The sequence below is a fragment of the Nocardia farcinica genome (assembly GCF_001182745.1).
Classification (GTDB): domain Bacteria; phylum Actinomycetota; class Actinomycetes; order Mycobacteriales; family Mycobacteriaceae; genus Nocardia; species Nocardia farcinica.
This window is the reverse complement of sequence record NZ_LN868939.1, coordinates 1,231,774-1,256,794: the sequence shown is the minus strand read 5'-3', so window position 1 is coordinate 1,256,794 and position 25,021 is coordinate 1,231,774. Positions and strand designations below refer to the sequence as shown.

Below are 25,021 nucleotides of genomic sequence, written 5' to 3'. Positions count from 1 at the left end.
CCCCCGGACACCACCGTGCGATTGGATTGCCGCATGAAGAAAGCCCTGACCGTCGCGTCGCTGCTGATCGGCGCCGCGCTGGCCGGCACCGGCCTCGCACACGCCGAGCCCGCCGCCGACCCCACCCAGTTCTCCGACGTCACCGCCACCTTCGTGGCCGCGACCGACCCCGCGGCGCTCACCGCCAAGGCGGACGGCAAGAACGTCGTCATGAGCCCCTACGGCGTCAGCCGCACCATCGCCTGCCGCGGCAACGGCACCACCGTGCCGCTCTACGACTGCATGCAGGAAGACGACCTGGGCTGGATCACCCTGCGCCTCACCGACGTTCCCGGCATCGGCCCCACCTGGATCTACCTGCCCTGAACCACGCGAACGGCAGACAGCACGACGGCCCCGGTCGATGGACCGGGGCCGTCGTCGGCCATACCCGCTGACCCGCTCAGGCTGTGCCCGATTCCGCCTGAGCGGGGCGGCCTCCGTGGTCACGCTCCGCTACCACCTCCGGCCGCTGACCCGCTCACGCTTCGAGCTTGTACCCCAGGCCGCGGACGGTGACCAGGTGCTCCGGCTTGGCGGGGTCGGCTTCGATCTTCGAGCGCAGTCGCTTGACGTGCACGTCGAGGGTCTTGGTGTCGCCGACGTAGTCCGCGCCCCACACCCGATCGATCAGCTGGCCGCGGGTCAGCACCCGGCCGGAGTTGCGCAGCAGGTACTCGAGCAGGTCGAACTCCTTGAGCGGCAACGTCACCGGTTTGCCGTTCACCATCACGGTGTGCCGGTCGACGTCCATCCGCACCGGACCGGCCTCGAGCACGCCGCTCTCGCCGTTGCCGTCGAGCTCGTCGCCCGCGCCGCGGCGCAGCACGGCCCGGATGCGGGCGATCAGCTCCCGCGCCGAGTACGGCTTGGTGACGTAGTCGTCGGCACCCAGCTCGAGGCCGACCACCTTGTCGATCTCGCTGTCGCGCGCGGTCACCATGATGACCGGTACCCCGCTGCGGGTGCGCAGCTGCTTGCAGACATCCGTGCCGCTCATGCCCGGCAGCATGAGATCGAGCAGCACGATGTCGGCGCCGGAGCGGTCGAATTCGGCCAGCGCCGACGGACCGTCGCCCACCACGGTGACCTCGAAGCCCTCCTTGCGCAGCAGGAACGCGAGCGGATCGGCCAGCGACTCCTCATCCTCGACGATCAGAACACTCGTCATCTGCGTGCCTCCACACCATTGGGTCTGCCCGGCCCCGAGGGACGCGAGCCGTTTTCCTTCGTGCTCACCGCGGCGCCGTCCGCGTCGACGTCGTCGTCGCCGCTGTCGGCCTCGAGGTGGGCGGGTATTCGCAGGGTGAACGTCGAACCGGTGCCCAATTTGCTCCACAGGGTGATCTCACCGTTGTGGTTGGCCGCCACGTGCTTGACGATAGCCAGGCCGAGACCGGTACCACCGGTGGCGCGCGAGCGCGCCTTGTCGGAACGGAAGAACCGTTCGAACACCCGCTCCTGGTCTTCCTTGGCGATGCCGATGCCGCGGTCGGTGACCGCCATCGCGACGTACTTGCCGCGCAGCGACCGGCTCACCGAGACGTGCGAGCCGGGCGGCGAATAGGCGATCGCGTTCTCGACCAGGTTCGACAGTGCGGTGACGAGCAGTGTCTCGTCACCGAGGACCTCGAGGCCGCTTGGCCGGTCGGTGCTCACGGTGATGCCCGCGGCCTCCGCGGCCGTGCGCGAGCGGTCCACCGCCTGCATGACCACGGTGTCGACGTCGACGACCTCGAGTTCGGGCAGCTTCTCCGCGCCCTGCAACCGCGACAGCGCGATCAGCTCGGTCACCATCTTGCCGAGCCTGCGCGACTCGCCGAGCACGCGCTGGCCGAAGTGGCGCACCGCCTCGGGGTCGTCCGCCGATTCCAGCAATGCCTCGGCGAGCAGGCTCATCGCGCCCACCGGCGTCTTGAGCTCGTGGCTGACGTTGGCGACGAAATCGCGGCGGGTGGCCTCCATCCGGGCCTGCTCGGAATCGTCGTCGGCGAACAGGACCGTGAAGCCGGTCTCCTCCTGCGACAGCGGCCGCGCGACACCGCGCACGGCGATGCGGCTGCGGCCGGGCAGCGGGTTCTTCGCGGTGAGGTCGAACTCGGCGGACTCGCCGGTGGCCAGCACCTTCTCCACCGCCGCCCAGGCGCGCTCGTCGAGCAGCCGATTGCGGACCAGACCGAGTTCCTCGGCGCGCGGGTTCACCAGCACCACGTCGCGGTACTGGTCGACCACCGCGATACCGCTCTCGGAAGCGAGCACGATCAGGTCGAGCACCTGGCTCATGGTGAGCCCGGAATCGGCCTGCCGACGGGCGGCCTGCCGTGCGTTCACGTACGGGATGAGCAAGCCGCCGACGGCCAGTCCGACGACAGCCGCGAGGACTGCCAACAACACGGCCTGCGGAACGCTCACACCTGAATCGTACGGTCGCCGACCGCGTGACCAACGCCGGGTTCGCGAAGTTCCACGCAGGTCACAGGCCATTCCTGTCCTGTTGGGCAGGTGTTTACCCGCCGTTCGCCACGCGGGCGGCGGCCCGGCGTGTCGGTCGAAACGCAGACGGCGCCGCCGGATTCGGCGGCGCCGTCGCGGTTACCAGCCGGGGTTGCCGCGGACCGGGATGTTCACGAAACTGGGCCGCTCCGGGTCCAGCTGTAGGTGCTGCGGCTTCAGCCCGGTGTCGACGAGCATGGGCAGGATCGGCAGGCCCTTCGGGAAGTTGCCCGCGTACACGTCCACCCGCAGCCGGTGGCCCGGTTGCAGTACCGCCTCGGTGGCGGGCAGCGCGATGTCGAGGGTGGTCGGCTCGCCCGGGATCACCGGCAGCCGGTCCTCCAGGGAGGCCAACGGCCGCGGGTCGGTGTAGTCGCCGTTGGCGGAGCGGCTGCTGCGCGACTCGTCGATCGACCGCAACGAGGCCATCAACTGGCCCGAGGACAGCACCGTGGAGCGGCCGTCGGGCGCGACGTCGTTGACGGTCACCGACCAGTAGCCGTCGGCGGCGTCCTGCACCGTGTTCAACCGCACCGCGATCGGCCCGGAGATGACGGTCGGCTCGGCCACCGGCGCACTGGTGAAGGTGAGGCCGTTGGTCTCCTGGATCCGCGAATCGGCACCGCAGGCGTCGATGGCGGCGAGCACGCCCGCGGTGGCCTGGCCCGCGTCGTTCGAGCACAGGCCGGTCAGGCCCGGCGCGACGGTGAGGCGCTGGGTGCTGCCGTCCTGCTCGGCCAGCAGCGAGCCGTCGTACACGCTGCGCGCGGTACCGCTCGGCGCTCCCGACAGGTACATGCGCCGATGCTCGGCGCCCTCCGCGCCCTCGGCCGAGTCGCCGAAGCCGTTCTGGGTGATCCAGCCACCGCCCTGCTGGCGCAGCGTGACCGGACCGTAGCGATCGATCCCGTTGTCGATGTCCTTGAGCCAGCGGTCGAACCACGCCCGCTGCAGCACGTCCAGCCGGGGTGGCAGACCGGGCTCGGCGTATTCGTTGCCGGAGTTCAGGTGGTAGGTGTTGCCCATCAACAGCTGCTTGTGCCCGGGCGGCGCCGAGATCTGGTTGTAGATCTGGGACTCGGAGTAGGTGAACAGGTCGTGCCAGCCACCGACGACGAAGGTCGGGATGGTGATCCGGCTCGGATCACCCAGCCACGCCTTGCGTTCGGGGCTGCCGTCGGTGAGCATGCTGCGCACCCGCGGGTCCAGATCCTCGAGCCGGGTCTTGCTGTAGGCGTTGAGGAACACGTCCATGTAGGTCAGTGGCGAGTCCATGCGGTCGGTGAGCCACTGCTGGTCGAAGTTGCCGGTGACCAGGGACTGCACGTCCGGCACCCACTTGAGGGTGTTGATCGCGGTCAGCCACAGCGGGATGAAGTTGAACCCGAAGCCGCCGCCGGGCGCGAGCACGTCGGTGACGAGGTCGCTGCCCGGCACGATCGGGAAGATGGCCTGTAGCGCGGGCGGCGCCTTCTCCGCCGCCTGCACCTGGTTGATGGCGGAGTAGGAGATGCCGCTCATGCCGATCCGGCCGTTGGACCACGGCTGGCGGGCCGCCCAGTCGATCACCTCGACGGTGTCCTGCTGCTCGCGGTCGCGCAGCATGTCCCATTCGCCCTGCGAGAAGCCGGTGCCGCGGACGTCGACGACCAGCTGGGTGTAGCCGCTGCGGACCAGGCTGCGGTCGACGGCGAAGTTGCGCAGCTGGCCGCCCCCGAATGCCTTGGTGAGATCGGTGACGCCGGAGAACGGCGTGCCGGTCATGTCGATCTCGCGGAACAGCCCGATCATCGCGTCCGACAGGCCGGGCACCGAGCCCGCGTGGTCGGCGAGGTTGGACACCAGCTTGGTGTACGGCGTCATGTTGACCACCGTCGGCGTCGCGACGGGGACCGGATTACCGAGCACGTCGGCCGGGCGGTACAGGTTCGCCTTCAGCACCGTGCCGTCGCTCATGGTGATCGGAACATCCCAGGTGATGTGGATGTTCGGGAACTGCTGCGGCCCGTCGTGGGTCGCGGCCCATGCCTGGCCCGCCGCGCCACCGTCGGGCCCGGTGGGCAGCGGCGCGGCGGTGGCGCCGGAGCCGAGGAACGGCAGGAACAGGGCAGCGGCGAGGCCCGCCACGGTGACCCGGAACGCTCTTCTCATCGCGAGTGGTCCACCTCTCCTTTGAAATGGGACGGCGGAATTCTTGCACACTTACTCGCCGGTAAGAAGACGTGACCCACCACAGTGTGGACAACCCGTGCCCTGTGGACAACAGCTCGACACACGGGCCTGAACACACGTGGGGCCCGGCGGAATCCGCCGGGCCCCACGCGCGAACGACGAGTTACTTACCGCCCTGGCTCGCGACCGCGGCCGCGCCGGCGGCCGCCGCCTCCGGGTCCAGGTACTCGCGGGGGCGCACCGGACGCAGGTTCTCGTCCAGTTCGTAGCGCAGCGGAATGCCGGTCGGGATGTTCAGACCGGCGATCTCCTCGTCGGAGATCTGGTCGAGGTGCTTGACCAGCGCGCGCAGCGAGTTGCCGTGCGCGGCGATCAGCACGGTCTTGCCCGCCAGCAGATCCTTGGAGATGGTCGACTCCCAGTAGGGGACCATCCGGTTCACCACGTCGAGCAGGCACTCGGTCTTGGGGATGTCGATGCCCGCGTAACGGGCGTCGCCCTCCTGGCTGTACTCGTTGCCCGCCTCGATGGGCGGCGGCGGGGTGTCGTAGCTGCGCCGCCACAGCATGAACTGCTCCTCGCCGTACTTGTCGCGGATCTGGGCCTTGTTCTTGCCCTGCAGCTCGCCGTAGTGCCGCTCGTTGAGCCGCCAGTCCCGCACGACCGGGATCCAGTGCCGGTCGGCGGCGTCGAGGGCGATGTTGGCGGTGGAGATGGCCCGGCGCAGCAGCGAGGTGTAGACGATGTCGGGCAGGATCCCGTGCTCGGCGAGCAGCTCACCGGCCCGCTTGCCCTCGGCCACGCCCTTGTCGGTGAGGTGCACGTCCACCCAGCCGGTGAACAGGTTCAGGGCGTTCCATTCGCTCTCGCCGTGGCGCAGCAGCACGAGGGTGTACGTCATGCCGCGTAGTGTAACGACGCCGCGGCGACTCAGCCGCGGCCGCCCAGCGCCGTCAGCAGGCCCGCCCCCACCAGCGTGGCCTGCTCGCCGAGTTCGGAGGGCACCACCCGCAGATCGCCGAGGAACTCGATGCGGGCGTGCGCGCCGAGGGCTTCCTGCAGCGGCCGCCACAGCGGCTCGCCGGACTGGGCGAAACCACCGCCGACCACCACCAGGTCCACGTCCAGCAGCGCGGCCGCCGACGAGATGACCTGTCCCAGCGCGATTCCGGCGCGCCGCAGGGCGGCCTTGGCGATCCGGTCACCGGCCTGCGCGGCGGCCGCCAGTTCGACGCCGTCGCTGCCGGTCCAGCCCCGCTCCCGAGCCCAGCGCACCGCCGAGGGTCCGCTCGCCACGGCCTCCACGCAGCCGACACCGCCGCACGCGCACGGATCGGTGCTCCCCGGCACGATCATGTGCCCGATGTGCCCGGCGTTGCCGGTGTGCCCGACCGCGACCATGCCGCCGACGATGATCCCGCCCCCGATTCCGGAGGACACCGTCATGGCGAGCGCGTCCGGGGTCTCCCGCGCCGCGCCGAAGTGCCGCTCGGCCAGCGCGAGGCACACCCCGTCGATGGCCATCCGCACCGAGGCGCCGGGGAACAGCTCGCGCACCGCGTCGACCAGGGCGAATCCCTCGCGCCACTCGGGGATGTTGAGCGGGGTGGTGATCCCGGCGGGCGCGTCCACCGGGCCGCACGACCCGATCCCGACGACCGCCACCTCGTGGCCGTTGGCGGCCGCGAGCAGCAGTCCGGACACCGCCTCCCACACGCCGCTCTCGGGCACCCGGATCCGGCCCACCTCGTGGGTCACCCCGTCGGCGCCGACCAGCCCCACCGCGATCTTGGTGGCGCCGATGTCCAGTGCGAGAACCGTCATCTGCCCAAAACCCCCAACTGCCCAGGCAGCACCGGACCGCCGCGCACGGCGGCGGCCCGGTGCGTGCATGTTCGTGTCGGGCGGTAACGCTACGTGGTTGCCGCGCCGCGGGTGGCGTCAGGTGCCCGAGCTCACTCGTCCTCGGCGGTGTCCACCAGATGCTCGAAGGCGCGCAGGTTCTTCAGCGATTCCCCGCGCGAGACCCGCCACTTCCATTCCCGCCGAATGGATTCGGCGAAACCGAGTTCGAGCAGCACGTTGAAGTCGGCGTCCACCGCCTCGAGCACCTGCCCGAAAACGCGGTCGAGTTCGTCGGGGGTCACCGCGTGCGTGGCGATGCGGCCGACCAGATAGATGTCGCCCACCCGGTCCAGCGTGTAGGCCACCCCGTAGAGCCTGCGGTTGCGGCGCAGCAGGAATTTGTAGACGCCCTCGAAGTTCTCGTCGGGCTTGCGGCAGACGAAGGACTCGATCCGCACGCCGTGCTTGCCGACGGTGAGCATCACCGTGGTCTTGAGCTTGCGCTCACCGGGCAGCACGACGACGAAGACGTCGTCGCCGGGCCGGGTGTACTCGATCTCGCGCTCGCGCAGGGTCCGGTCGATGACCTCCGCGGTGTCGGTGATCTCGCTCATCGGCGCACTCCCATCCGGCGCCGCCACAGCGCCCGCGATCTGGCCTGGTTCGGCGTCATCCGGCCCGCGCCGACGCCGGCGCGCGCACCGTGGAATTCCCAGAGCGCGGCGGAATAACTCTCCAGCAGTCCTTCGGCGGTGTGCGCCCAGGAGAAGCCCGCGGCGTGCGCGACCGCACGAAGACCCATGCGGCGCAACCGGTCCCGATCGCCGAGCAGCGCACCGAGGGCGTCGGCCCAGTCGGCGGTCTCGTGCCCGCGCACCAGCAGACCGGTCGCACCGTCGCGCACGGCGGTGCTCAGCCCGCCGACGTCGGCGGCCAGCACCGGAGTGCCGCTGGCCTGCGCCTCGATGGCGACCAGGCCGAAGGACTCGCTGTAGCTGGGCACCGCGACCAGGTCGGCGGCGCGATACACCTGCACCAGCCGTTCGGGCGGCTGCGGCGGCAGGAAGGTGACCCGCTCGCTGATCCCGAGTTCGGCGGCCAGTTCGATCAGCGCGTCCGGCCGCTGCAACCCGGAGCCGGACGGGCCGCCGACGATCAACACCCGCAGGGCGCGGCCGGGGTCGCGGCGCAGCAACTCCGCCGCCGCGCGAACCAGCACGTCGGGTGCCTTCAGCGGCTGGATGCGGCCGACGAACGCCACGATCGGCTCCCCGAGCGCCAAGCCGAGTTCGGCGCGGGCGGCCGCGCGGTCGCCGGGGCGGTAGCGGGTCAGGTCGGCGCCGGGCGGTACCACGTCGATGCGGTCGCGGTCGGCGCCGTACAACTCGACGAGCTGGCGCGCCTCCTCGGCGGTGTTGGCCACCATCCGGTCGGCCTCGGCGATGATCTGTTTCTCGCCGATCTCGCGGCTCACCGGCTCGGGGGCGTCGCCCTCGGCGAGCGCGGCGTTCTTCACCGCGGCCAGCGTGTGCGCGGTGTGCACCAGCGGCACCCGCCAGCGGTCCCGGGTCAGCCAGCCGACCTGGCCGGACAGCCAGTAGTGCGAATGCACCAGGTCGTAGTAGCCGGGCAGTTGCCTGGCCTCCTGCCGCAGCACCTCCGCGGTGAACGGGCACAGCTGGGTGGGCAGGTCCTGCTTGTCGAGTCCCTCGAACGGACCGGCGACCACGTTGCGCACCAGCACGCCCGGGGCCGCCTCCTGCACCGGCGGGATGTGCGAGGCGGTGGCCCGGGTGAAGATCTCCACTTCGATGCCGCGCTGGGCCAGCTCGACAGCCGTACGCAGCACGTAGACGTTCATCCCGCCCGCGTCACCGGTGCCCGGCTGGGCCAGCGGGGAGGTGTGCACCGACAACACCGCGATCCGGTTCGGCCGTTGGTCCACACGCTGACTCACACCATCCATAGTGCACGCCCACTTCCACGCTCGATTGCCCCGCCACCGGGCGAGTGACCGCTATCACACAGCGTTGCCCGCGGGCTACAGCCCGTCGACGAACTCGCGGACTTCGGCCACGAACCGGGCTCGATCCTCGATGAACAGGCCGTGCTGGGCGCCCTCCCAGAACGAGGTGCGGGCCGTCGGCACGGTCTCGGCGACGTAGCGGCCGTTGGCGAGGGGAACCACCGGATCGGCGGTGCCGTGCAGTACCAGCACCGGGACGTCGAGGGTGCGCAGCGTCTCGGTGTTGTCGACGGTGCGGTAGAACAGCGCCTTGCGCACCGCGGGCGGGGTGGACAGGCTCATGCCGAACAGCCGCTGCGCGTCGACGCCCTTGTCGGTGCCCTCGCCGGTGTTGGCATTGCCGAAGGCCATGAAGCCGCGCACCGCCTTGCCGGGGCTCTCGTCGAACACTCCGGGGATGGCCTGCCGCAGCGCCGAACCCATCTCCGCGCCCGGCACGTCCACCCCGATGTTGGCCATCGAGCCGGTGTAGATCACCCCGGCGACCGCGTCGGTGCCGTGGGCGGTGAGGTAGTCGCTGATCACGATGCCGCCGTAGGACCAGCCCAGCAGCACCGCCGGGGTGCCGGCCGCCTCCGCGGCGAGCACGGCCGCGACGTCGGCGGCCCAGTTCTTCGGATCGTCGTAGCCGGAGTCCGGAATGTCGGAGTAGCCGTGGCCGCGCAGGTCCATGGCGATCACCCGGTAGTGCCGGGCCAGCTCGTCGGCGGCGGCGCCCCAGCAGGTCAGGTCGGCCGACCAGCCGTGCACGAGCAGCAGCGGGCGTGCGCCCTCCGGCCCGTTCACCCGATAGACGATCCTGGTGCCATCCGCGCTGACCGCGTCCCGTGTAGCCATGCACCGCATGCTAGGTGCCGTGGGCACGGACCTAGGATCGAGGGCCATGAGCACTCGCACCGCCGTCGTCACGGGAGCAAGTTCCGGCATCGGGGAGGCCACCGCGCGGCAGCTCGCCGCCGACGGCTACCACGTCTACGTCGGCGCGCGCCGGATGGACCGGCTGCGGACGTTGGCCGAGGAGATCGGTGGCACGGCACTGGAACTCGACGTCACCTCCGAGGATTCGGTGCGCGCGTTCACCGATGCGGTCGAGCGGGTGGACGTGCTGGTCAACAACGCCGGTGGCGCGAAGGGCCTGGCGCCGGTGGCCGAGGCCGACCTCGACGACTGGCGGTGGATGTGGGAGACCAACGTGCTCGGCACCCTGCGGGTCACCAAGGCGTTGCTGCCCAAGCTCATCGACTCCGGTGACGGCCTGATCGTCACCATCACCTCGGTGGCCGCCTTCCACGCCTACGACAACGGCTCCGGCTACACCTCCGCCAAGCACGCCCAGGCCGTGCTGCACCGCACGTTGCGCGGCGAGCTGCTGGGGCAGCCGGTGCGGCTCACCGAGATCGCGCCCGGCGCGGTGGAAACCGAGTTCTCGCTGGTGCGCTTCGACGGTGACGCCGAGCGCGCGGCCAAGGTCTACGAGGGCATCGACCCGCTGGTCGCCGCCGACATCGCCGAGATCGTCGGCTTCGTCGCCTCGCGGCCGCCGCACGTGAACCTGGACCAGATCATCGTCAAGCCGCGCGACCAGGCCGATCCCGGCCGCTTCGCCCGCCGCGGCTGATCCCGGCCGGGAGACTGGTGCCATGACCGAGGAAATCGTGGACGTCTCCGTCACCGCCGAATCCGCCGAGTGGCTGGCGGAATTCACCCGCGGACTGGTGCGGGATCGGTTGGCGGCGTGCGGCAACATCGTCAGCGGCGTGCGCTCCATCTATCGCTGGGAGGGCGCGCTCTGCGACGACACCGAGGCGCTGGTCGTGTTGCACACCCGCCGCAGCCTGGTGCCCGCCATCCTGGACCGGGCCCGCGCCGAGCACCCGGCCACCACGCCGCAGGTGCTCGCCGTGCCGGTCGTCGAGGCCCACCCGGGATACCGGCAGTGGGTGCTGGACTCGACCGCGCGACCCGACGCCTGAGCCGCGCGGTCAGCGCGGCGGGCCCGGGGTGACCGGTGTCGCCGAGACCACCGGGGCCGCCGAGCCGTCGAGCGCCGACATGGTCTGCCAGGTGTCCCAATCGATGGTCCAGTCGTAGAGGTCGCCGTCGGCGGCGGACAGCGCGATGGACGTACCGGTCACCTCCACCGGGTCGCCGTACAACGCGGTCGGGAAGTAGGCCTGCGCGTCCTCGGGCGAGAGGTTGATGCAGCCGTTGGTGACGTTGGCCGAGCCCTGCGCGGCCAGCGAGGCCGGGTTGGCGTGGATGAACTCCCCGTTGTTGGAGATCCGCACCGCCCAGCGCTCCCGCACGTTCTCGTAGTAGGGCGGGTTGGACATGAGGAAGTCCTCGTACTTCTCGGTGACCACGTGGATGCCCGAGCGGGTGACGTTGCGCGCCTCGTTGCCCTCGCCGTAGCTGGCCGGGAAGTCGAAGATCACCTCGCCGTCGCGGACCACCTGCATCCGGTGGCTCGGCGCGTGCGCCCGCACGATCTGGCTGCGGCCGATGGTGAAGTCGGTGGTCAGGTCGGCGGCGCCGTAGTTGCCCCCGCCCAGGTCCAGTCCGTAGAGCCGCGCCGCGACGTGCACGGTGGTGCCGGGCGTCCAGTACTGCTTCGGCCGCCAGTGCGCGCGGGAACCGCCGTTGTCGTCGGGGAACCAGGCCCAGGCGCCCGCGGTCGGCGGGTTCGTGGTGACCGTCAGCGCCTTCTCGACGGCCGCCTTGTCCTGCACCGCGCCCTGGAATTGCAGGATGATCGGCGCCGCGATGCCGACCTCCTGGCCGTCGCCGATGTTGACCGTCGCCGGCTGGGTGTTCGCCGGGGTGAGGGTGGTGAAGCTGCCCTCGATCGGCACCGGGGCGCCGTCGGTGCCGACCGCGGTGCCCGACCAGGTGTAGGTGGCGCCGTAGCCGAGCGGTTCGGTGATCCGGAACGAGCGGTGGTCGGGGGCGAGCTCGCCCGCCACCTGCTTGCCCGCGGCGTTGGTCAGCGCGACCTGGGCGATGGTGCCGTCCTCGACCCGCACCGAGACCGGGGCCACCGGATTCACCTCGGTCGCGCCGTCACCCGGGTCCATGGTGACCTCGGCGACGGGACCGCGGGCGCCGCCGTTGTCGTCGCCGGAGCGGTCGATCGTGCAGCCCGCGAGCAGCGCGAGCACGGCGAGCAGTGCCGCCACGACGGCGGCCGGTCGGGTCAACGGGCGGTAGCTCACGTCTGTCGAATCTACGCGCGGGGCGGGCCGCGCGGCCGCACGCGCGGCGCGCCCCGCCGGGTTCGGGTGGCGCGCCGTCTACAGCCGCACGCCGACGGTGACCGGTTCGGGTTCGAGCCGGATGCCGAAGCGCTCGGCGACACCGTCGCGCACAGCGCGGGCCAGCGCGACCACGTCGGCGGCCCGGGCGGTACCTCGATTGGTCAGCGCCAGTGTGTGTTTCGTGGACAGCCGGGCGGGCGCCTCCGCACCGGGCCAGCCCTTGCCGAAGCCGGCGCGCTCGATCAGCCAGCCCGCCGAGAGCTTGACACCGTCCGCGGCCGGATAGGTGGGAATCGTGACCTCACCCACATGGGCGTGGATCGCGGCGCGTACCTGCTCGATCCGGTCGGCGGGCACCACCGGGTTGGTGAAGAACGAGCCCGCGCTCCACGTGTCGTGGTCGGCCGGATCGAGCACCATGCCCTTGCCCGCGCGCAACCGCAGCACGGCCTCGCGCACGGCGGCCGCGGGCCGCGACTCGCCCTCGTCCGCCGCCAGCGCCGCGGCCAGCTCCCGGTAGCGCAGCGGCGCGCTGCTGCCGTCCGGGCGCAGCGCGAACTCGACGGCGAGCACCACGGCCGCGTCGCTGTGCTTGAGCACGCTGGTGCGGTAGCCGAAGCCGAGTTCACCGGGACCGGCCCAGCGGATCTCGCCGGTGGCCCGGTCCAGCAGCCGCACCCGGCGCAACAGCTCGGCGACCTCCACGCCGTAGGCGCCGACGTTCTGCACCGGCGTCGCACCCGCGGAACCGGGAATGCCGGACAGGCATTCCAGCCCGCCGAGACCCGCCGCGACGGTGGCGGCCACCACCGCGTCCCAGTCGGCGCCCGCCTCGGCGAGCACGCCGTCGGCGCCGAGCTCCACCCCGCTGGTCGCGACCCGTACCACGACACCGTCGAAACCGTCGTCACCGACCAGCAGATTCGAGCCGCCCGCGAGCAGCAGCACCGGCACACCGGCGGCGTCGAGCGCCCGCACGGTCGCCACCAGGGCTTCGGTGGTACCGCATTCGGCGAGCACGGCGGGGCCGCCGACGCGCAACGTGGTCAGCTCCGCCAATCGCACCGCCTCGCGGACCGTCGCGCCGGTGTCGGCGAGCAGCTCGCGCACCTCGTCGCCGGTCACCGCGCGGCCCGGCACCACCCGTGAAATTCGCACGCCCCAGACGGTAGCGTGTCCAGTCATGGCGACACCCTTGGCGTTCACGGCCCGCTACACCCATCCCGTCTCCGCCGTGCGCGCGGCCTTCTCCGACGAGCAGTACTGGAAGGACCGTATCGCCGAGGTCGGCGGTCCCAACGCGCGCCTGGAATCGGTCACCGTCGAGGGCGATACCGCCCGCATCCACATGGTGCAGGCCATCGCCGCCGAACTGCTGCCGCCCGCCGTCACCGCCGTGCGGCCCGGCGACCTGATCATCCCCCGCACCGAGACCTGGACCGGCACCACCGGCGCGTTCGAGGCCCGCGTGGAGAACGCCCCCGCCCAGATGAGCGGCGCGGTGGCCCTCTCCGGCGACGACACCTCGGCCACGGCCGTGGTGGACGGCACCATCGAGGTCAAGGTCCCGCTGTTCGGCGGCAAGATCGAAGCCGCCATCAACGAACACCTGCTCGAGCTGCTGCGCGCCGAGGAGGAGTTCACCAACACCTGGCTCGCCGGGCGCTAGCCCGGGCGAAAAAGGCACCCCCTAACGTTAAGACCCATGGCACGTCGTCTGGACTACTCCGCCCGCTACCCCTTGCACACCACCGCGGAGTTGTATGAGGCCCTGTCCTCCCGGGACTACTGGGAGGCGCGGGTGGAGAAGATGCGCGAGCTGACCCCCGGCAACGAAGTGGTCAGCCTCGACGTCGACGAATCGGGCATCCGGGTCGAGCTGCGTCACATCCTGCCGCGCGAGATGCTGCCGGAGATCGCGCAGACGGTGATGCGCAAGGACATGGTCATCACCCGCAAGGAGAGCTGGGGCCCCTTCGACGCCGCGGAGTCGGTGGGCAAGTACTCGGCCTCGATCCCGGCCGGCCCCGGCAGCCTGGGCGGCACGATCAAACTGTTCCCCACCGAGACCGGCTGCACCATGCGGTTCTCCTCGGAAGCCAAGGTCTACATCCCGATGGTGGGTCCCCGGCTGGAACAACTGATGCTGGTGAATCTGGTCGACCTGTTCCGCGGGGAAGCCGAGGAGACCGTGCGGTGGCTGGACGAGCGCAAGCCGGCCGGCTGACCCCTCCGATAGGCACCATCACCCGCGGCACCACCGGCATCAACCGGCTGCGACGCAGCGATCGCTGGCTCGTGCACGACGACCTCGTGCGCGCGACCCTGCTCGCCGCCGCGGACCCGCTGGTGGTCGATCTCGGGTACGGCGCGAGCCCCTGGACCACCTTCGAGCTCGCCGGCCGGTTGCGCGCGGTGCGGTCCGACGTGCGGCTGGTCGGCCTGGAGATCGATCCGGCACGGGTGGTGCCGGGCCGGGACGGAGTCTCGTTCGCGCGCGGCGGTTTCGAGCTGGCCGGGCTGCGGCCGGTGCTGGTGCGCGCGTTCAACGTGTTGCGCCAGTACCCGGAGGCCGAGGTGGCCGGCGCGTGGGCGACGGTGACGGCCAATCTCGCGCCGGGCGGGCTGCTGGTGGACGGCACCTGCGACGAACTCGGCCGTCGCTGTGCCTGGGTGTTGCTCGACCGCGACGGCCCGCTGTCGCTGACGCTGGCCTGGGATCCGTTCACCGTGGCCAGACCGTCGGATCTGGCCGAGCGGCTGCCCAAGGCGCTGATCCACCGCAACGTGGCGGGCGAGCAGGTGCACGCCCTGCTCGCCGCCGCCGACCGGGCCTGGTCGCGCGCGGCGCCGATGGCGCCGTTCGGCCCGCGAGTGCGCTGGCGCGCGGCCGCGGAATTGTTGCGGGATCAGGGTTTTCCGGTGCGCGAGTACCGCAGGCGGATGCGCGACAACGTGCTGTCGGTGCCGTGGTCGGCGGTGGCGCCGCGCTGATCACACCCCGTCCAGCGCACGGCGCACACGGGCGGCCGAGCGGAGCTCGAGAGTGCTTGCGGCGGTGGCGATCTCGTCGTGGGTGCAGCGCCCGATGACGACGGCGTCGCGAACCACCTCGTCGAGGGCGGCCTGGCCGATGTCGGTCTCGGCGAGATCGACGACGGTGCGCACCGGGGTGGTGACCAGGAACGCGCCCGCCGACTCCAGATCGGCGGCGGGCAGGGCGCGGCGCAGCACCACCAGCCGCGGCGTCACCGGCGGCCGGCCCGCGCCCACCGACAGGTGCAGGAACCGGGGGCGCAGCCGGCCGAGCCCGTGCAGATCGGCCGCGCTGTGGTGGGAGACGGCGACCGCGCCGTCGAACCAGGCCGACCACATCGCGTACTCGTCGAGCGGGCCTTCCGGCCATTCGGACAGGCGCAGGATGCCGACGCCCGCGCGCCGGACCGTCCCTTCGGCGAGGGCGGCGCGGACCCGCGCCTCACATCCGGCGCGCAGCACCTGCCGGGTGGTGAAGAATCCGGCGTGTCGACCGGCGAGTCGCCGCAGCACCCGCCACCGTCGATCGACGGATCCGGGTGCGCTGCCCCGCGCCTCACCAGCCATGACACTCAGGCTACGCTGGAATTCTGTGTCACATGTCACATTCGCATCCCTCACCCCGACCTCAGAGCCGCCACAGAAACGTGCGGAAGAATCTCCGTCATGACTACCTCACCCCCCGCCGCACCGCGCGTCAGCAGGCGCACCCTGGTGATCGCGCTGGCTGTCGTCGCCACGCTGCTGGTCACGGCGCTGGTCGCCGGTGAGGCATACGCCCGCCACGCGGTCTCCAAGTGCATCAGCAGCCAGTTCGAGCAGGAGATGGGCTCGAAGATCGACGTCGGGTTCGGCGCCAAGCCGCTGCTGATCACCTGGCTGGACGGCAAGGTCTCCTCGGTGACCGTGGACAGCAAGGACGACAAGTTCGGCCCCGCCGTCGGCATGAACGTGCACGCCACCTTCCGCGACGTGGAGGTCGCCGACAACGGCAAGGGCGGCACGGTGGGCAGCTCCGAGGCCGATGTCACCTGGAGCAACGACGGCATCGAGCAGACCCTGGCCGGCATGGTCAGCGGGGTGCGGTCGTCGGCGGCGTCGGACGTCATCACCCTCGACGTGCTCGGCGGCCTGGCCCAGCTCCAGGTCCGCCCGCAGGTGCGCGACGGCGCGGTGGACGTGCAGACCATGTCCGCCGAGGTACTGGGCATCGGCTTGCCGACCGACCTGGTCGCGGGCATCGTCGACGTCTTCACCGAGAGCCTGCAGAGCTATCCGATGGGCTTGCGCGCCACCGAGATCGAGGTCACCGACAACGGGATCGACGTGCACCTGGCCGGTGGTCGCACCGAACTCCAGAGCACCGGCAGCAGCGACGTCCGCTGCTGAGTGGATGCGGTCAGGAGGGGAAACCGTCCAGCACCGCCGCCGACTTGGACAGCCCGAGCCGGGTGGCGCCCGCCGCGAGCAGTTCGGCGGCCGCCGCCGCGGTGCGGATGCCACCGCTGGCCTTGATGCCGAGCCTGCCGCCCACCGTCTCGGCCATCAGCCGCACCGCGTGCACGCTCGCCCCGCCCGCGGGATGAAAACCGGTCGAGGTCTTGACGAAATCGGCGCCCGCGCGTTCGGCGACGCGGCAGACCTCCACGATCGCCTCGTCCGACAGCGCCGCCGATTCGATGATCACCTTGAGCACCGCGCGATCCGAGATCGCCTCGCGCACGGTCACGATGTCGGCGAGCACCGCGCTGTATTCGCCCGCGCGGGCGGCGCCCACGTCGATCACCATGTCGACCTCGGCCGCGCCCTGGTCCACCGCCAGCCGCGCCTCGGCCCCCTTGACCAGCGAATGATGTTTGCCCGAGGGGAATCCCGCGACGGTGGCCACGACCAGTCCGGGCGCGCGCACCGGCAGCATCGACGGCGAGACGCAGACGGCGTACACGCCGAGGTCGCGCGCCTCGGCCACCAGCGCGGCGACGTCGTCGTCGGTGGCCTCGGGCGCCAGCAGCGTGTGGTCGATGCGAGCGGCCACCTCGGCCCTGGTCGGCAACGCGGTTTCTGCCATGCTGCGCAGTCTGGCACACCGTCTGCGCGGTCCGGCACGCCGTATGCGAAGCTCGGCACACCGCACGTGAAGCGCGGCACACCACCGAATTGCGTTGCCAGGCCGGTGGTGCGTCCCGCAGACTGCATACGCATCGGTGGTTTCGCGTGCATGGCCAACTTCGTTCGGGAGGAGACGACACCGTGCTGATCCGACGCGAACGCGCCGCGGATGCCGCCGCCATCGCGCAGGTGCATCGCAGCGCCTTCGCCACGGCCCCCGGGTCCGCGAACCTGCCGGAACCGCCCGAAGTGGCGCTGGTCGAGCGGCTGCGCCGCGACCCCGGCTGGATCGCGACGCTCTCCCTGGTCGCGGTGGAACACGACGACGTGGTCGGCCACGTCTGCCTCACCAGGGCCGCGGTCGGCCCGTTCCCCGCCCTCGGCCTCGGCCCGCTCGGCGTGCGCGCCGACCACCAGGGCCGCGGGGTCGGCTCGGCGCTCATGCACGCCGCGCTCGGCGCCGCCGACGCGCTGGACGAGTCGCTGATCGGTTTGCTGGGCAGCCTGGAGTACTACCCCCGCTTCGGCTTCGTGCCGGCGGCGCGACTGGGCATCGCGCCGGACGAGCCCGAATGGGCCTCGCACTTCCAGGTGCGGCCGCTGACCGCCTTCGAGCCGCAGATCGCCGGCGAATTCCATTATGCGGAGCCCTTTTACGAATTGTGAGCGGCACGGGCCCGGGCACCCGGCCGGTGCGCGGCGGTGGCCTGTGAGAATGGGCTCATGAGTCCCGCCGTGCCCAGTCAGGAAGATCGTCGCTACGTGCTCACCCTGGGATGCCCGGACCGTCCGGGCATCATCGCCAGGATCACGTCCTTCATCGCCGAATTCGGCGGGTCGATCTCCGAGGCCGGGTACCACTCCGACGAGGACACCGGCTGGTTCTTCACCCGCCAGGCGATCAAGGCCGCGACGGTGCCCTTCGAGCTCGACGAGCTGCGCGAGCGCTTCGCCGAGGTGGCCGCCGAGCTCAGCCCGGAGACCGAATGGCAGGTGCACGACTCCGGCGCGCGCAGGCGCGCGGTGCTGTTGGTCAGCCGCGACGGGCACTGCCTGCACGACCTGCTGGGCCGGGCCGCCTCGGGGGAACTGCCCGCCACCATCGAGGCGGTGATCGGCAACCATCCCGATCTGGCCGCGATGACCGAGGCGCACGGGGTGAAGTTCCACCACGTGCCCTTCCCGAAGGACCCCGCCGAGCGCGGTCCGGCCTTCGAGCAGGTGCGGGAACTGGTCGACGCGCACGATCCGCACGCGGTGGTGCTGGCCCGGTTCATGCAGGTGCTGCCGCCGCAGCTGTGCGAGCACTGGGCCGGCCGCGCCATCAACATCCACCACAGCTTCCTGCCCTCGTTCGTCGGGGCCAGGCCCTACCACCAGGCGTTCGCCCGCGGAGTGAAGCTGATCGGGGCCACCTGCCACTACGTGACGCCCGAACTGGACGCCGGGCCGATCATCGAGCAGGACGTGATCCGCATCGACCACGCCGACCAGGTGCGCGACATGGTGCGGCAGGGCCGCGACATCGAGCGGGTGGTACTGGCCCGTGGCCTGCGCTGGCATCTGGAGGGGCGGGTGCTGGTGCACGGCCGCCGCACCGTGGTCTTCTCCTGAAGAGACAGCCTCAGCCGACGGCTGCGACAACCTCAGCCGACGGCTGCGACAACCTCAGCCGACGGCTTCGGCGCGCCTGCTGTGCACCGAGTCCAGCACGCGCGCCAGTTCGTCGTTGAATCGCTCGAACATCTCGACGTTGCCCAGGTGGCCGGTCTCGAACACCGCGTAGCGGTCCAGGCTGCCCACCGACTCGAGCATCTCGGCGATCAGTTCGGAGTGCACCGGCGGCGTCAAATCGTCGAACGACCCGGCCAGCACGGTGGTGGGCACCACCAGGTTGCGGGCCGCCTCGCCGAGGTCCATCACCGCGAGCAGCTTGCCGAACTCCGCGCGCACCGCGGCCGGGCACGAGCGCACGATCGCCATGCCGAAGTCGACCCGGTCGCTGTCGCAGGCCAGGCACATCACCTGGCGGGCGAACAGCCAGCGCACCGGCCGCACGGGCGGGAAGACGATCGGGGTGCCGAGGCCGACCTTGCCGACGGCCAGCGGCAGCGACACACCGGTGCGCTTGAACCGCATCGGCCGGTTGAAGAACGGCACCACCGTGGTGGTGTCGACCAGGCCGTGCGGGGCGGTATTGGTGAGCAGCACCGCGTGCGCGCGGCGGGTGACCTCGCCGGGGTTGCGCGCCGCCCAGGCCTGCAGGGTCATGCCGCCGAGGCTGTGCCCGACGAGGACCGCCTTCTCCCCCGCGGGCACCGCGGCGTCGAGCACGGCCGCGAGGTCGTCGGCGAGCAGGTCCATCGTCAGGGGCGCGGTGCCGCGTTCGCTCTCGCCGTGGCCGCGCTGGTCGTAGGCGACCACCCGGTAGTCCCCGGCGAAGGCGTTGATCTGCGGGTTCCAGTATTCGATGGCGCAGGTCCAGCCGTGCACGAGCACGATGGTCGGCGCGCCCGCGGGACCGTAGGCGTGCACGCGCAGCCGGGCGCCGTCCGGGCGGGTCACGGGGATGACCTCGCGCTGGGCGGTGGGCGGATTCAGCGCCGTGGTCGGGTAGGTGCGCGCCCGCAGGTTCGCGCGGTGCGCGGTGAGCAGCTCCGCGATCTTGGCCGGGAGCTGCGCCAGGACGGCAGGCAGCTGTGCACGCATCGGACACTCCTTTGTGTTACTGCTAGATACAGTAACGCCGATGCGCGGGAGATTCCAGTGCCTGCGCGCGCTACCAGCGCGGTCCGCGCTGCACCTCGTCCACCTTCGGTCGCACATCGGCCAGGTAGATGCCGGTCGCGATGATCGAGACGAAGGCCAGCAGGCCGAGACCACCCGCCGAGAGCAGCAACAACAGCACGGCGACACCCAGGATCGCCAGCCAGATGGGTTTGGTCTGCTTGTCAACAGCGGTGAACGCGTCCGGGCGCTGCCGGATGGCGTGGATCAGCGCGAAGATCGTCGCGCCGAGCGCGGCGAGCCACAGCACGAGCAGAATCAGGCCGGTCAACCCGTTCACCGTTTGCACTCCCCCATGATACGAAAACCGCCCCCGCGCAGCAGCGTGCGCGAGGGCGGTCGGAAAACCCGGTCCGGGCTGCCGGACGCGATCAGACGTTCTTCGGGGCGGCCTTCTTCGCCGGGGCGGCCTTCTTGGCCGGCGCCTTCTTGGCGGCGGGGGCGGCCTTCTTGGCCGGGGCGGGGGTGGTCTCGGTGGTCACCTCGACGACCTCGGCGTCGACGACCGGCGCCGCGGTGGCGGTGGCCTCGGGAGCGCTCTCCTCCGCCTTGGCCGGACGGCCCAGCAGGCCGTTCACCCGGCCGACGACCTCCTCGGCGCGCGAGGCGGCGTCCTTGTAGAGGCTCTCCACGCGCTCGATCTGATCCTCGACCAGGTGGTTGGCACGCAGCCGCTCCACGGTCTCCTCACCGCGCACGGCGAGGTCGGAGTAGAGGTCGAGCACCTTGGCGTAGTACTCCTCGGCCAGCTTGCGCAGTTCCTCGGCGGTGAACTTCTCGCGCAGCTCGGCGAGCTCGTCCGGCAGCTCGGTGGGCAGGCCGGCCAGCCGCTCGCGCAGCGACTCGAACTGGGCCTGCACATCGGCGGGCACGTGAGCGAAGCGCTCGCGCGCCTCCTCGACCCGGCCGGAGACGTCGGTGGTGGTGGCCTTCTCGCGCACCTGGGTGACGACGTCGAGGGCCGCCGTGTAAACGGCGTCCCCGGCGCCGACCGCGGCGAGCAGAGGCTTGGTGACGGTGGCGGTCTTCTCGGTCATGGTTGTTCGCTCTCCTGGCGTGGCGGAGTGTCGGTTGTCTCGTTCTCGCCGTTTTCTCGACGGAACGATTCGTAGATGTCCAGCAGCACCTGCTTCTGCCGCTCCGTGATGGAGGTGTCGGCAAGCAGGGCGTCCCGGACCGGACCGTGCGGCCGCTGCTCGAGATAGCCGGCCCGTACGTACAAGACCTCCGAGGACACCCGCAGCGCTTTCGCGATCTGCGCGAGTACCTCCGCGGACGGGTTGCGCAATCCCCGCTCGATCTGGCTGAGATACGGATTGCTCACCCCCGCCAGGGCGGCGAGTTGACGCAACGAGACTTGCGCAGCTTCCCGCTGTGCCCTGATGAAACCTCCGATGTCGTGCGCCGCGTTCGCCACGCGGCCCTCGGGATGGTCAGCCATCACTCACCTTCTGGCGGTTGTACGAGAACGAGTCTAGGTCAGGGTGCTAGCTCTTGCAAGCACTGTGTTAGCAGAAATTCCGGGGGGCTACCGCCCGCGCCGGCTCAGCCGGGGAACAACAAATGCGAGACGGTGTAGATCACCAGCCCGGCCAGCGCGCCGACCACCGTGCCGTTGATCCTGATGAACTGCAGATCCCGTCCCACCTGCAATTCGATCTTCTTGCTCGCCTCCTCGGCGTCCCACTTGGCGACCGTGTCGGTGACCAGCGTGGTGATCTCCCCCGCGTAGTTGGCGACCAGATAGCGCACGCCGCGATCGATCCAGCCGTCGACCTTGGCGCGCATCTCGGCGTCGTCGCGCAAGCGCTCGCCCAGTTGCTGGACGTTCTCACCGACCTTACGCCGCAACGTGCTGTTCGGGTCGTCGGCCGATTCCAGGATCAGCCGCTTGGCCGCCCGCCAGGTGGCCTCGGCCAGGCCGGTGATCTCCTCGCGGCCCATCACCTGCGCCTTGACCCGCTCGGCCTTCTTGATCATCGCGTCGTCGAATTGCAGGTCGCGGGCGAATTCCTCGAGGAACCGGTTGGCGGCCAGGCGCACCTCGTGCTCGGGGTCGGAGCGCACCTTCCAGGTGAATTCGACCAATTCCCGATAGATCTTTTCCGACAACAGAATGTTGACGAATTTCGGCGCCCACTGCGGTGCCTGCTCCATGACCACCTTGTCGACGATTTCCTGGCTGCCCAGCGCCCACTGGTGCGCGCGTTCGGCAAGCAGGTCCAGCAACGCCAGCTGGCGGTTGTCGGCGATCAGTTCCGCGAGCACCCGACCGATCGGCGGACCCCACAGCGGCTCGGCGATGCGCTTGACGATCGTGTTGTCGATGATCTGCTCGACGTCCTCGTCGCGCAGCACCCCGACCACGGCGCGCAGGATCGTCGAACTCTCCTGCGCCACCCGCGCCGCGTGCCCCGGATCGGCCATCCAGCGGCCGACGCGCAACGACACCTCGGCCGAGTTCACCTTCGCCGACACCACCTCCGGTGCGAGGAAGTTGGTGCCGACGAAGCTGCCGAGACTGGCGCCGAGCTGATCCTTCTTCTTCCGGATGATGGCGGTGTGCGGGATCGGCAGGCCGAGCGGATGCCGGAACAACGCCGTGACCGCGAACCAGTCCGCCAGCGCGCCGACCATGCCCGCCTCGGCGGCGGCGCGCACGTAGCCGACCCACTCACCGCCGCCGCCGCGCGACTCCAGCCAGCGGCACAGCAGGTAGATCGCCGTCGCCGCGGCGAGCAGGCCGGTCGCCAGCGTCTTCATCTTGCGCAGGTCACGGCGCTTGGCCGTCTCGTCGACGAAGAATCCCGTCGGCGCGGCGGGGGTCACCGCCGGCGCGGGCGGCGCCGCGATCTCGGGGGCGGTGAGGTTGCCGGGAGCTTTCTCCATGTCCTCCATTCTGCTGTGCCATAAGCTGTAGGCCGACCCACCCGACACGACCCCCCACCCCAACGACCAAGGAGCCTGCCCTGTCCACCGAAGACCTTGTCGACATCGGTGAGCGCGCCGAGCGACCGGCTGCGGTGCGCACCGGCCGGGTGGACGGCCGCAAACGCCGCTGGCGCCAGCACAAGATCGACCGGCGCGAAGAACTCGTCGACGGCACTTTGGCGGCTGTCCGCACGCGCGGCGCCACCGCGGGCATGGACGAGATCGCCGCCCAGATCGGCGTCTCCAAGACCGTCCTCTACCGGTACTTCGCCGACAAGCACGACCTGGTCCACGCGACCATGCAGCGCTTCATCGAGACGACCCTGATGCCCCGGGTCTACGGCGCCATCAGCGTCGACGCCGACGAGTTCCAGCTGACCCGCTCGGCGCTGGCCGCCTACGTCGTCACCGTCGACGAGGACCCCGAGGTCTACCGGTTCATCATGGGCAACGGTTCGGACGCCTCCTCGCTGGCGGAGTTCGAGAAGCTGTTCGCCGATGTCGTCTCGGCGGTGATCATCGACCGCGCCGGCTCGCGCGGCATCGACACCAAGGGCTCCCAGCTGTGGTCGTATGTGCTGGTCGGCGGTATCCAGCTGGCCACGCACTGGTGGACCACGGACAAGTCGATGGATCGCGAAGAGGTCATCGACTACCTGACGATGATGGTCTGGAGCGCGATCGAGGGCATGGCCCGCGCCGGCGGCTCGCGGGAGATCTTCAACACCCAGCAGCACGTGCTGCCCACCCCGGAGACCGAGTCGCCCGCCTGACCGGCCCGGGTCGACATCGCGCTGTCGGCGGTTAGTCTGAACGCGGGTGGTGCGCCCGGGGGGCGGACCGGATCACCGTGGATCGCGTCGGCACCGATGGAGGTACCTCGATGGCGAAGCAAGTGCCGACCTCGCGGCTTGCTCGCGGAACCAAATTGGGCGCGGTCGCGGCCGGATCGGTGCTGCGCACCCAGCGCACCCGGTTGTCCATGCGCGGACGCTCGGAGGCGGTGCGCGCGAAGATGGCCGAGGAGTCCATGATCCGCACCACCGAGCAGGTGGTCGCGGTGCTGGGCACCATGAAGGGCGTGGCGATGAAGCTGGGCCAGATGATGTCGGTGCTCGACCTGGACCTGGTGCCCGAAGCCCATCGCGAACGCTTCCAGCAACGGTTGGCCGTCCTGCGCAACGCCGCGCCGACGGTGCCCTTCGAGGGCATGCGCCGGGTGGTCGAGGAGGATTTCGGCGCCCCGCTGGACGCGGTGTTCGCCGAGTTCGAGCCGGAGCCGATCGCGGCGGCCTCGATCGGGCAGGTCTACCGCGCTCGGCTGCACGACGGCCGGGTGGTCGCGGTGAAGGTGCAGTATCCGGGCATCGACGCCGCCGTGCGCGCGGACCTGAAGAACCTGACGATGTTCCGCAAGGTGCTGCAATCGGCGATGCCGTGGGTGACCCCCGCGGTGCTCGACGAGCTACGCCTCAACATCGAAAGCGAACTCGACTACCGCGCCGAGGCGCAGACCCAGGCCGAGCTGGCCGAGCTCTACGCCGACCATCCGTTCATCGTGGTGCCCGGCACGCTGCTCGAGCTGAGCACCACCCGGGTGCTGGTCTCGGAGTATCTGCCCGGCCGCGGTTTCGACGAGATCCGCGGCCTGCCCGACGCCGACCGCAACCGCATCGGCGAGATCATCTACCGCTTCTATGTCGGGTCGCTGTTCGAGTTCGCCGAGTTCTGCGGTGACCCGCATCCGGGCAATGTGCTGCTGCTCGACGACGGCCGGGTCGGCTTCCTCGACTTCGGCCTGTTCAACCGGATGGACCCGGCACACGTGCGTTTCGAGATCACCTGCCTGCGCGCGGCGGCCGAGGAACGCGCCGAAGATCTGCGGCAGTTGATGATCCAGCGCGGTGTCATCGATTCGCCGGAGGAGATCGGTGCCGAGGAGTGCCTCGAGTACGTGCTGGCCGCGTCCGAATGGTGTCTGGTGGACGAGGAACTCACCATCACCCCGGAGCTGGCCAGCGGCGCGTTCCTGCTCGCGGTCGACCCGCGCGCGAGCGAGTTCGCCGGGATGAAGCAGCAGAATCTGCCCCCGGAGCACCTGTTCTCCCGGCGCGCGGACTTCCTCACCTTCGGCATGCTCGGCCAGCTGCACACCACCGCGAACTGGCATCGCATCGCGCGGGAATGGCTCTACGACGAGGACCCCGTCACCGAGCTGGGCCGCGCGCACCGGCAGTGGCTGGCGCAGCGCACACCGCCCAAACCCGCCCGCGCCCGCAAGAAGACCGCCACCCGGCGCTGAATCCCGCACCGCATCGACTACCACCGT

At 70.7% G+C, this 25,021-nt stretch carries 28 protein-coding genes; 11 read left to right on the top strand and 17 right to left on the bottom strand.

Going from position 1 to position 25,021, the window contains the following annotated elements; translation table 11 throughout:
- Window positions 1–33 precede the first annotated feature (33 nt).
- Complete coding sequence (locus AMO33_RS22830) at window positions 34–366, top strand: hypothetical protein (protein ID WP_106427581.1); 333 nt, start codon at window positions 34–36, stop codon at window positions 364–366.
- A 154-nt stretch (window positions 367–520) separates the two neighbouring features.
- On the opposite strand, the gene AMO33_RS22825 is transcribed toward AMO33_RS22830, so the two are convergent.
- The 8 genes from AMO33_RS22825 to AMO33_RS22790 all read right to left on the bottom strand — a co-directional run bounded on the left by AMO33_RS22825 (window position 521) and on the right by AMO33_RS22790 (window position 9,412).
- The gene (locus tag AMO33_RS22825) at window positions 521–1,210 is read right to left on the bottom strand and encodes a response regulator transcription factor (protein ID WP_011211720.1); all 690 of its coding nucleotides are present in this window, start codon (window positions 1,208–1,210) and stop codon (window positions 521–523) included.
- Complete coding sequence (locus AMO33_RS22820; RefSeq protein WP_011211721.1) at window positions 1,207–2,451, bottom strand: sensor histidine kinase; 1,245 nt, start codon at window positions 2,449–2,451, stop codon at window positions 1,207–1,209. Before AMO33_RS22820 ends, AMO33_RS22825 begins: the two co-directional genes overlap by 4 nt.
- 180 nt (window positions 2,452–2,631) lie before the next feature.
- Window positions 2,632–4,683 (bottom strand): CocE/NonD family hydrolase, encoded by a 2,052-nt coding sequence (locus tag AMO33_RS22815; RefSeq protein WP_060594194.1) that lies wholly within the window; start codon window positions 4,681–4,683, stop codon window positions 2,632–2,634.
- Between the two features lie 184 nt (window positions 4,684–4,867).
- Entirely contained in the window at window positions 4,868–5,605 is a 738-nt protein-coding gene (locus AMO33_RS22810; protein ID WP_011211723.1) for a phosphoglyceromutase, read from the bottom strand.
- Window positions 5,606–5,634: 29 nt separating this feature from the next.
- Entirely contained in the window at window positions 5,635–6,528 is an 894-nt protein-coding gene (locus tag AMO33_RS22805) for an ROK family protein (protein WP_011211724.1), read from the bottom strand.
- Between the two features lie 131 nt (window positions 6,529–6,659).
- Window positions 6,660–7,163 (bottom strand): type III secretion system chaperone family protein, encoded by a 504-nt coding sequence (locus AMO33_RS22800; protein ID WP_011211725.1) that lies wholly within the window; start codon window positions 7,161–7,163, stop codon window positions 6,660–6,662.
- The gene (gene mshA, locus AMO33_RS22795; protein ID WP_060594192.1) at window positions 7,160–8,515 is read right to left on the bottom strand and encodes a D-inositol-3-phosphate glycosyltransferase; all 1,356 of its coding nucleotides are present in this window, start codon (window positions 8,513–8,515) and stop codon (window positions 7,160–7,162) included. The genes AMO33_RS22800 and mshA overlap by 4 nt, the downstream gene beginning before the upstream one ends.
- Before the next feature lie 75 nt (window positions 8,516–8,590).
- Window positions 8,591–9,412, bottom strand: coding sequence for an alpha/beta fold hydrolase (locus AMO33_RS22790; RefSeq protein WP_082668852.1), 822 nt, complete (start codon window positions 9,410–9,412; stop codon window positions 8,591–8,593).
- A gap of 46 nt (window positions 9,413–9,458) precedes the next feature.
- On the opposite strand from AMO33_RS22790, the gene AMO33_RS22785 reads away from it, so the two are divergent.
- On the top strand, window positions 9,459–10,193 hold the full coding sequence (locus AMO33_RS22785) for an SDR family oxidoreductase (protein WP_011211728.1): 735 nt from the start codon (window positions 9,459–9,461) through the stop codon (window positions 10,191–10,193).
- Between the two features lie 22 nt (window positions 10,194–10,215).
- On the top strand, window positions 10,216–10,548 hold the full coding sequence (cutA, locus tag AMO33_RS22780) for a divalent-cation tolerance protein CutA (protein ID WP_060594188.1): 333 nt from the start codon (window positions 10,216–10,218) through the stop codon (window positions 10,546–10,548).
- Window positions 10,549–10,557: 9 nt separating this feature from the next.
- On the opposite strand, the gene AMO33_RS22775 is transcribed toward cutA, so the two are convergent.
- The gene (locus AMO33_RS22775; RefSeq protein ID WP_060594187.1) at window positions 10,558–11,787 is read right to left on the bottom strand and encodes a L,D-transpeptidase; all 1,230 of its coding nucleotides are present in this window, start codon (window positions 11,785–11,787) and stop codon (window positions 10,558–10,560) included.
- Window positions 11,788–11,865: 78 nt separating this feature from the next.
- Window positions 11,866–12,954, bottom strand: coding sequence for a UDP-N-acetylmuramate dehydrogenase (locus AMO33_RS22770; RefSeq protein WP_240327569.1), 1,089 nt, complete (start codon window positions 12,952–12,954; stop codon window positions 11,866–11,868).
- Window positions 12,955–13,012: 58 nt separating this feature from the next.
- On the opposite strand from AMO33_RS22770, the gene AMO33_RS22765 reads away from it, so the two are divergent.
- From AMO33_RS22765 to AMO33_RS22755, 3 genes are read left to right on the top strand one after another with little or no spacing between them, the layout of a single operon-like run.
- Entirely contained in the window at window positions 13,013–13,498 is a 486-nt protein-coding gene (locus tag AMO33_RS22765) for a DUF2505 domain-containing protein (protein WP_011211732.1), read from the top strand.
- A 36-nt stretch (window positions 13,499–13,534) separates the two neighbouring features.
- Window positions 13,535–14,056 (top strand): DUF2505 domain-containing protein, encoded by a 522-nt coding sequence (locus tag AMO33_RS22760; RefSeq protein WP_011211733.1) that lies wholly within the window; start codon window positions 13,535–13,537, stop codon window positions 14,054–14,056.
- Window positions 14,026–14,823 carry a hypothetical protein gene (locus tag AMO33_RS22755; protein WP_011211734.1) on the top strand — a complete coding sequence of 266 codons (798 nt, stop codon included), beginning with the start codon at window positions 14,026–14,028 and terminating at the stop codon, window positions 14,821–14,823. The genes AMO33_RS22760 and AMO33_RS22755 overlap by 31 nt, the downstream gene beginning before the upstream one ends.
- On the opposite strand, the gene AMO33_RS22750 is transcribed toward AMO33_RS22755, so the two are convergent.
- On the bottom strand, window positions 14,824–15,432 hold the full coding sequence (locus AMO33_RS22750) for a type IV toxin-antitoxin system AbiEi family antitoxin domain-containing protein (RefSeq protein ID WP_060594185.1): 609 nt from the start codon (window positions 15,430–15,432) through the stop codon (window positions 14,824–14,826). It lies immediately after the preceding gene.
- Window positions 15,433–15,531: 99 nt separating this feature from the next.
- On the opposite strand from AMO33_RS22750, the gene AMO33_RS22745 reads away from it, so the two are divergent.
- Window positions 15,532–16,254: an LmeA family phospholipid-binding protein gene (locus tag AMO33_RS22745; protein WP_060594183.1), complete on the top strand. Its 723-nt coding sequence runs from the start codon at window positions 15,532–15,534 to the stop codon at window positions 16,252–16,254.
- A gap of 10 nt (window positions 16,255–16,264) precedes the next feature.
- On the opposite strand, the gene deoC is transcribed toward AMO33_RS22745, so the two are convergent.
- The gene (gene deoC, locus AMO33_RS22740) at window positions 16,265–16,933 is read right to left on the bottom strand and encodes a deoxyribose-phosphate aldolase (protein ID WP_011211737.1); all 669 of its coding nucleotides are present in this window, start codon (window positions 16,931–16,933) and stop codon (window positions 16,265–16,267) included.
- Window positions 16,934–17,115: 182 nt separating this feature from the next.
- On the opposite strand from deoC, the gene AMO33_RS22735 reads away from it, so the two are divergent.
- Together AMO33_RS22735 and purU are read left to right on the top strand one after the other, a co-directional pair.
- The gene (locus AMO33_RS22735) at window positions 17,116–17,640 is read left to right on the top strand and encodes a GNAT family N-acetyltransferase (protein WP_041560450.1); all 525 of its coding nucleotides are present in this window, start codon (window positions 17,116–17,118) and stop codon (window positions 17,638–17,640) included.
- 57 nt (window positions 17,641–17,697) lie between these two features.
- Window positions 17,698–18,588, top strand: a complete 891-nt coding sequence (gene purU, locus AMO33_RS22730) for a formyltetrahydrofolate deformylase (protein WP_011211739.1) — start codon at window positions 17,698–17,700, stop codon at window positions 18,586–18,588.
- 54 nt (window positions 18,589–18,642) lie between these two features.
- Here the strand turns inward: purU and AMO33_RS22725 are convergent, their stop codons facing one another.
- The 5 genes from AMO33_RS22725 to AMO33_RS22705 all read right to left on the bottom strand — a co-directional run bounded on the left by AMO33_RS22725 (window position 18,643) and on the right by AMO33_RS22705 (window position 22,650).
- Window positions 18,643–19,683: an alpha/beta fold hydrolase gene (locus tag AMO33_RS22725; protein WP_060594181.1), complete on the bottom strand. Its 1,041-nt coding sequence runs from the start codon at window positions 19,681–19,683 to the stop codon at window positions 18,643–18,645.
- A 70-nt stretch (window positions 19,684–19,753) separates the two neighbouring features.
- On the bottom strand, window positions 19,754–20,050 hold the full coding sequence (locus AMO33_RS22720) for a DUF2516 family protein (protein ID WP_041560451.1): 297 nt from the start codon (window positions 20,048–20,050) through the stop codon (window positions 19,754–19,756).
- Between the two features lie 82 nt (window positions 20,051–20,132).
- A complete protein-coding gene (locus tag AMO33_RS22715) occupies window positions 20,133–20,798 on the bottom strand; it encodes a hypothetical protein (RefSeq protein ID WP_011211742.1) in 666 nt (221 codons plus the stop codon).
- Window positions 20,795–21,202: a helix-turn-helix domain-containing protein gene (locus AMO33_RS22710; RefSeq protein WP_041560452.1), complete on the bottom strand. Its 408-nt coding sequence runs from the start codon at window positions 21,200–21,202 to the stop codon at window positions 20,795–20,797. Before AMO33_RS22710 ends, AMO33_RS22715 begins: the two co-directional genes overlap by 4 nt.
- A 104-nt stretch (window positions 21,203–21,306) precedes the next feature.
- Entirely contained in the window at window positions 21,307–22,650 is a 1,344-nt protein-coding gene (locus AMO33_RS22705) for a DUF445 domain-containing protein (RefSeq protein ID WP_011211744.1), read from the bottom strand.
- 134 nt (window positions 22,651–22,784) lie between these two features.
- Between AMO33_RS22705 and AMO33_RS22700 the strand changes: the two genes are divergently transcribed.
- Both AMO33_RS22700 and AMO33_RS22695 read left to right on the top strand, forming a co-directional pair.
- Window positions 22,785–23,465, top strand: coding sequence for a TetR/AcrR family transcriptional regulator (locus AMO33_RS22700; RefSeq protein WP_011211745.1), 681 nt, complete (start codon window positions 22,785–22,787; stop codon window positions 23,463–23,465).
- Between the two features lie 110 nt (window positions 23,466–23,575).
- On the top strand, window positions 23,576–24,994 hold the full coding sequence (locus AMO33_RS22695; RefSeq protein ID WP_060594180.1) for an ABC1 kinase family protein: 1,419 nt from the start codon (window positions 23,576–23,578) through the stop codon (window positions 24,992–24,994).
- Window positions 24,995–25,021: the final 27 nt, after the last annotated feature.

Bases quoted from the DNA above. Each gene is read 5' to 3' on its own strand.
- AMO33_RS22830 (WP_106427581.1), top strand. From the start codon at position 34: ATGAAGAAAGCCCTGACCGTCGCGTCGCTGCTGATCGGCGCCGCGCTG.
- AMO33_RS22825 (WP_011211720.1), bottom strand. From the start codon at position 1,210: ATGACGAGTGTTCTGATCGTCGAGGATGAGGAGTCGCTGGCCGATCCG.
- AMO33_RS22815 (WP_060594194.1), bottom strand. From the start codon at position 4,683: ATGAGAAGAGCGTTCCGGGTCACCGTGGCGGGCCTCGCCGCTGCCCTG.
- AMO33_RS22810 (WP_011211723.1), bottom strand. From the start codon at position 5,605: ATGACGTACACCCTCGTGCTGCTGCGCCACGGCGAGAGCGAATGGAAC.
- AMO33_RS22805 (WP_011211724.1), bottom strand. From the start codon at position 6,528: ATGACGGTTCTCGCACTGGACATCGGCGCCACCAAGATCGCGGTGGGG.
- AMO33_RS22800 (WP_011211725.1), bottom strand. From the start codon at position 7,163: ATGAGCGAGATCACCGACACCGCGGAGGTCATCGACCGGACCCTGCGC.
- mshA (WP_060594192.1), bottom strand. From the start codon at position 8,515: ATGGATGGTGTGAGTCAGCGTGTGGACCAACGGCCGAACCGGATCGCG.
- AMO33_RS22790 (WP_082668852.1), bottom strand. From the start codon at position 9,412: ATGGCTACACGGGACGCGGTCAGCGCGGATGGCACCAGGATCGTCTAT.
- AMO33_RS22785 (WP_011211728.1), top strand. From the start codon at position 9,459: ATGAGCACTCGCACCGCCGTCGTCACGGGAGCAAGTTCCGGCATCGGG.
- cutA (WP_060594188.1), top strand. From the start codon at position 10,216: ATGACCGAGGAAATCGTGGACGTCTCCGTCACCGCCGAATCCGCCGAG.
- AMO33_RS22765 (WP_011211732.1), top strand. From the start codon at position 13,013: ATGGCGACACCCTTGGCGTTCACGGCCCGCTACACCCATCCCGTCTCC.
- AMO33_RS22760 (WP_011211733.1), top strand. From the start codon at position 13,535: ATGGCACGTCGTCTGGACTACTCCGCCCGCTACCCCTTGCACACCACC.
- AMO33_RS22750 (WP_060594185.1), bottom strand. From the start codon at position 15,432: ATGGCTGGTGAGGCGCGGGGCAGCGCACCCGGATCCGTCGATCGACGG.
- AMO33_RS22745 (WP_060594183.1), top strand. From the start codon at position 15,532: ATGACTACCTCACCCCCCGCCGCACCGCGCGTCAGCAGGCGCACCCTG.
- deoC (WP_011211737.1), bottom strand. From the start codon at position 16,933: ATGGCAGAAACCGCGTTGCCGACCAGGGCCGAGGTGGCCGCTCGCATC.
- purU (WP_011211739.1), top strand. From the start codon at position 17,698: ATGAGTCCCGCCGTGCCCAGTCAGGAAGATCGTCGCTACGTGCTCACC.
- AMO33_RS22725 (WP_060594181.1), bottom strand. From the start codon at position 19,683: ATGCGTGCACAGCTGCCTGCCGTCCTGGCGCAGCTCCCGGCCAAGATC.
- AMO33_RS22715 (WP_011211742.1), bottom strand. From the start codon at position 20,798: ATGACCGAGAAGACCGCCACCGTCACCAAGCCTCTGCTCGCCGCGGTC.
- AMO33_RS22710 (WP_041560452.1), bottom strand. From the start codon at position 21,202: ATGGCTGACCATCCCGAGGGCCGCGTGGCGAACGCGGCGCACGACATC.
- AMO33_RS22705 (WP_011211744.1), bottom strand. From the start codon at position 22,650: ATGGAGAAAGCTCCCGGCAACCTCACCGCCCCCGAGATCGCGGCGCCG.
- AMO33_RS22695 (WP_060594180.1), top strand. From the start codon at position 23,576: ATGGCGAAGCAAGTGCCGACCTCGCGGCTTGCTCGCGGAACCAAATTG.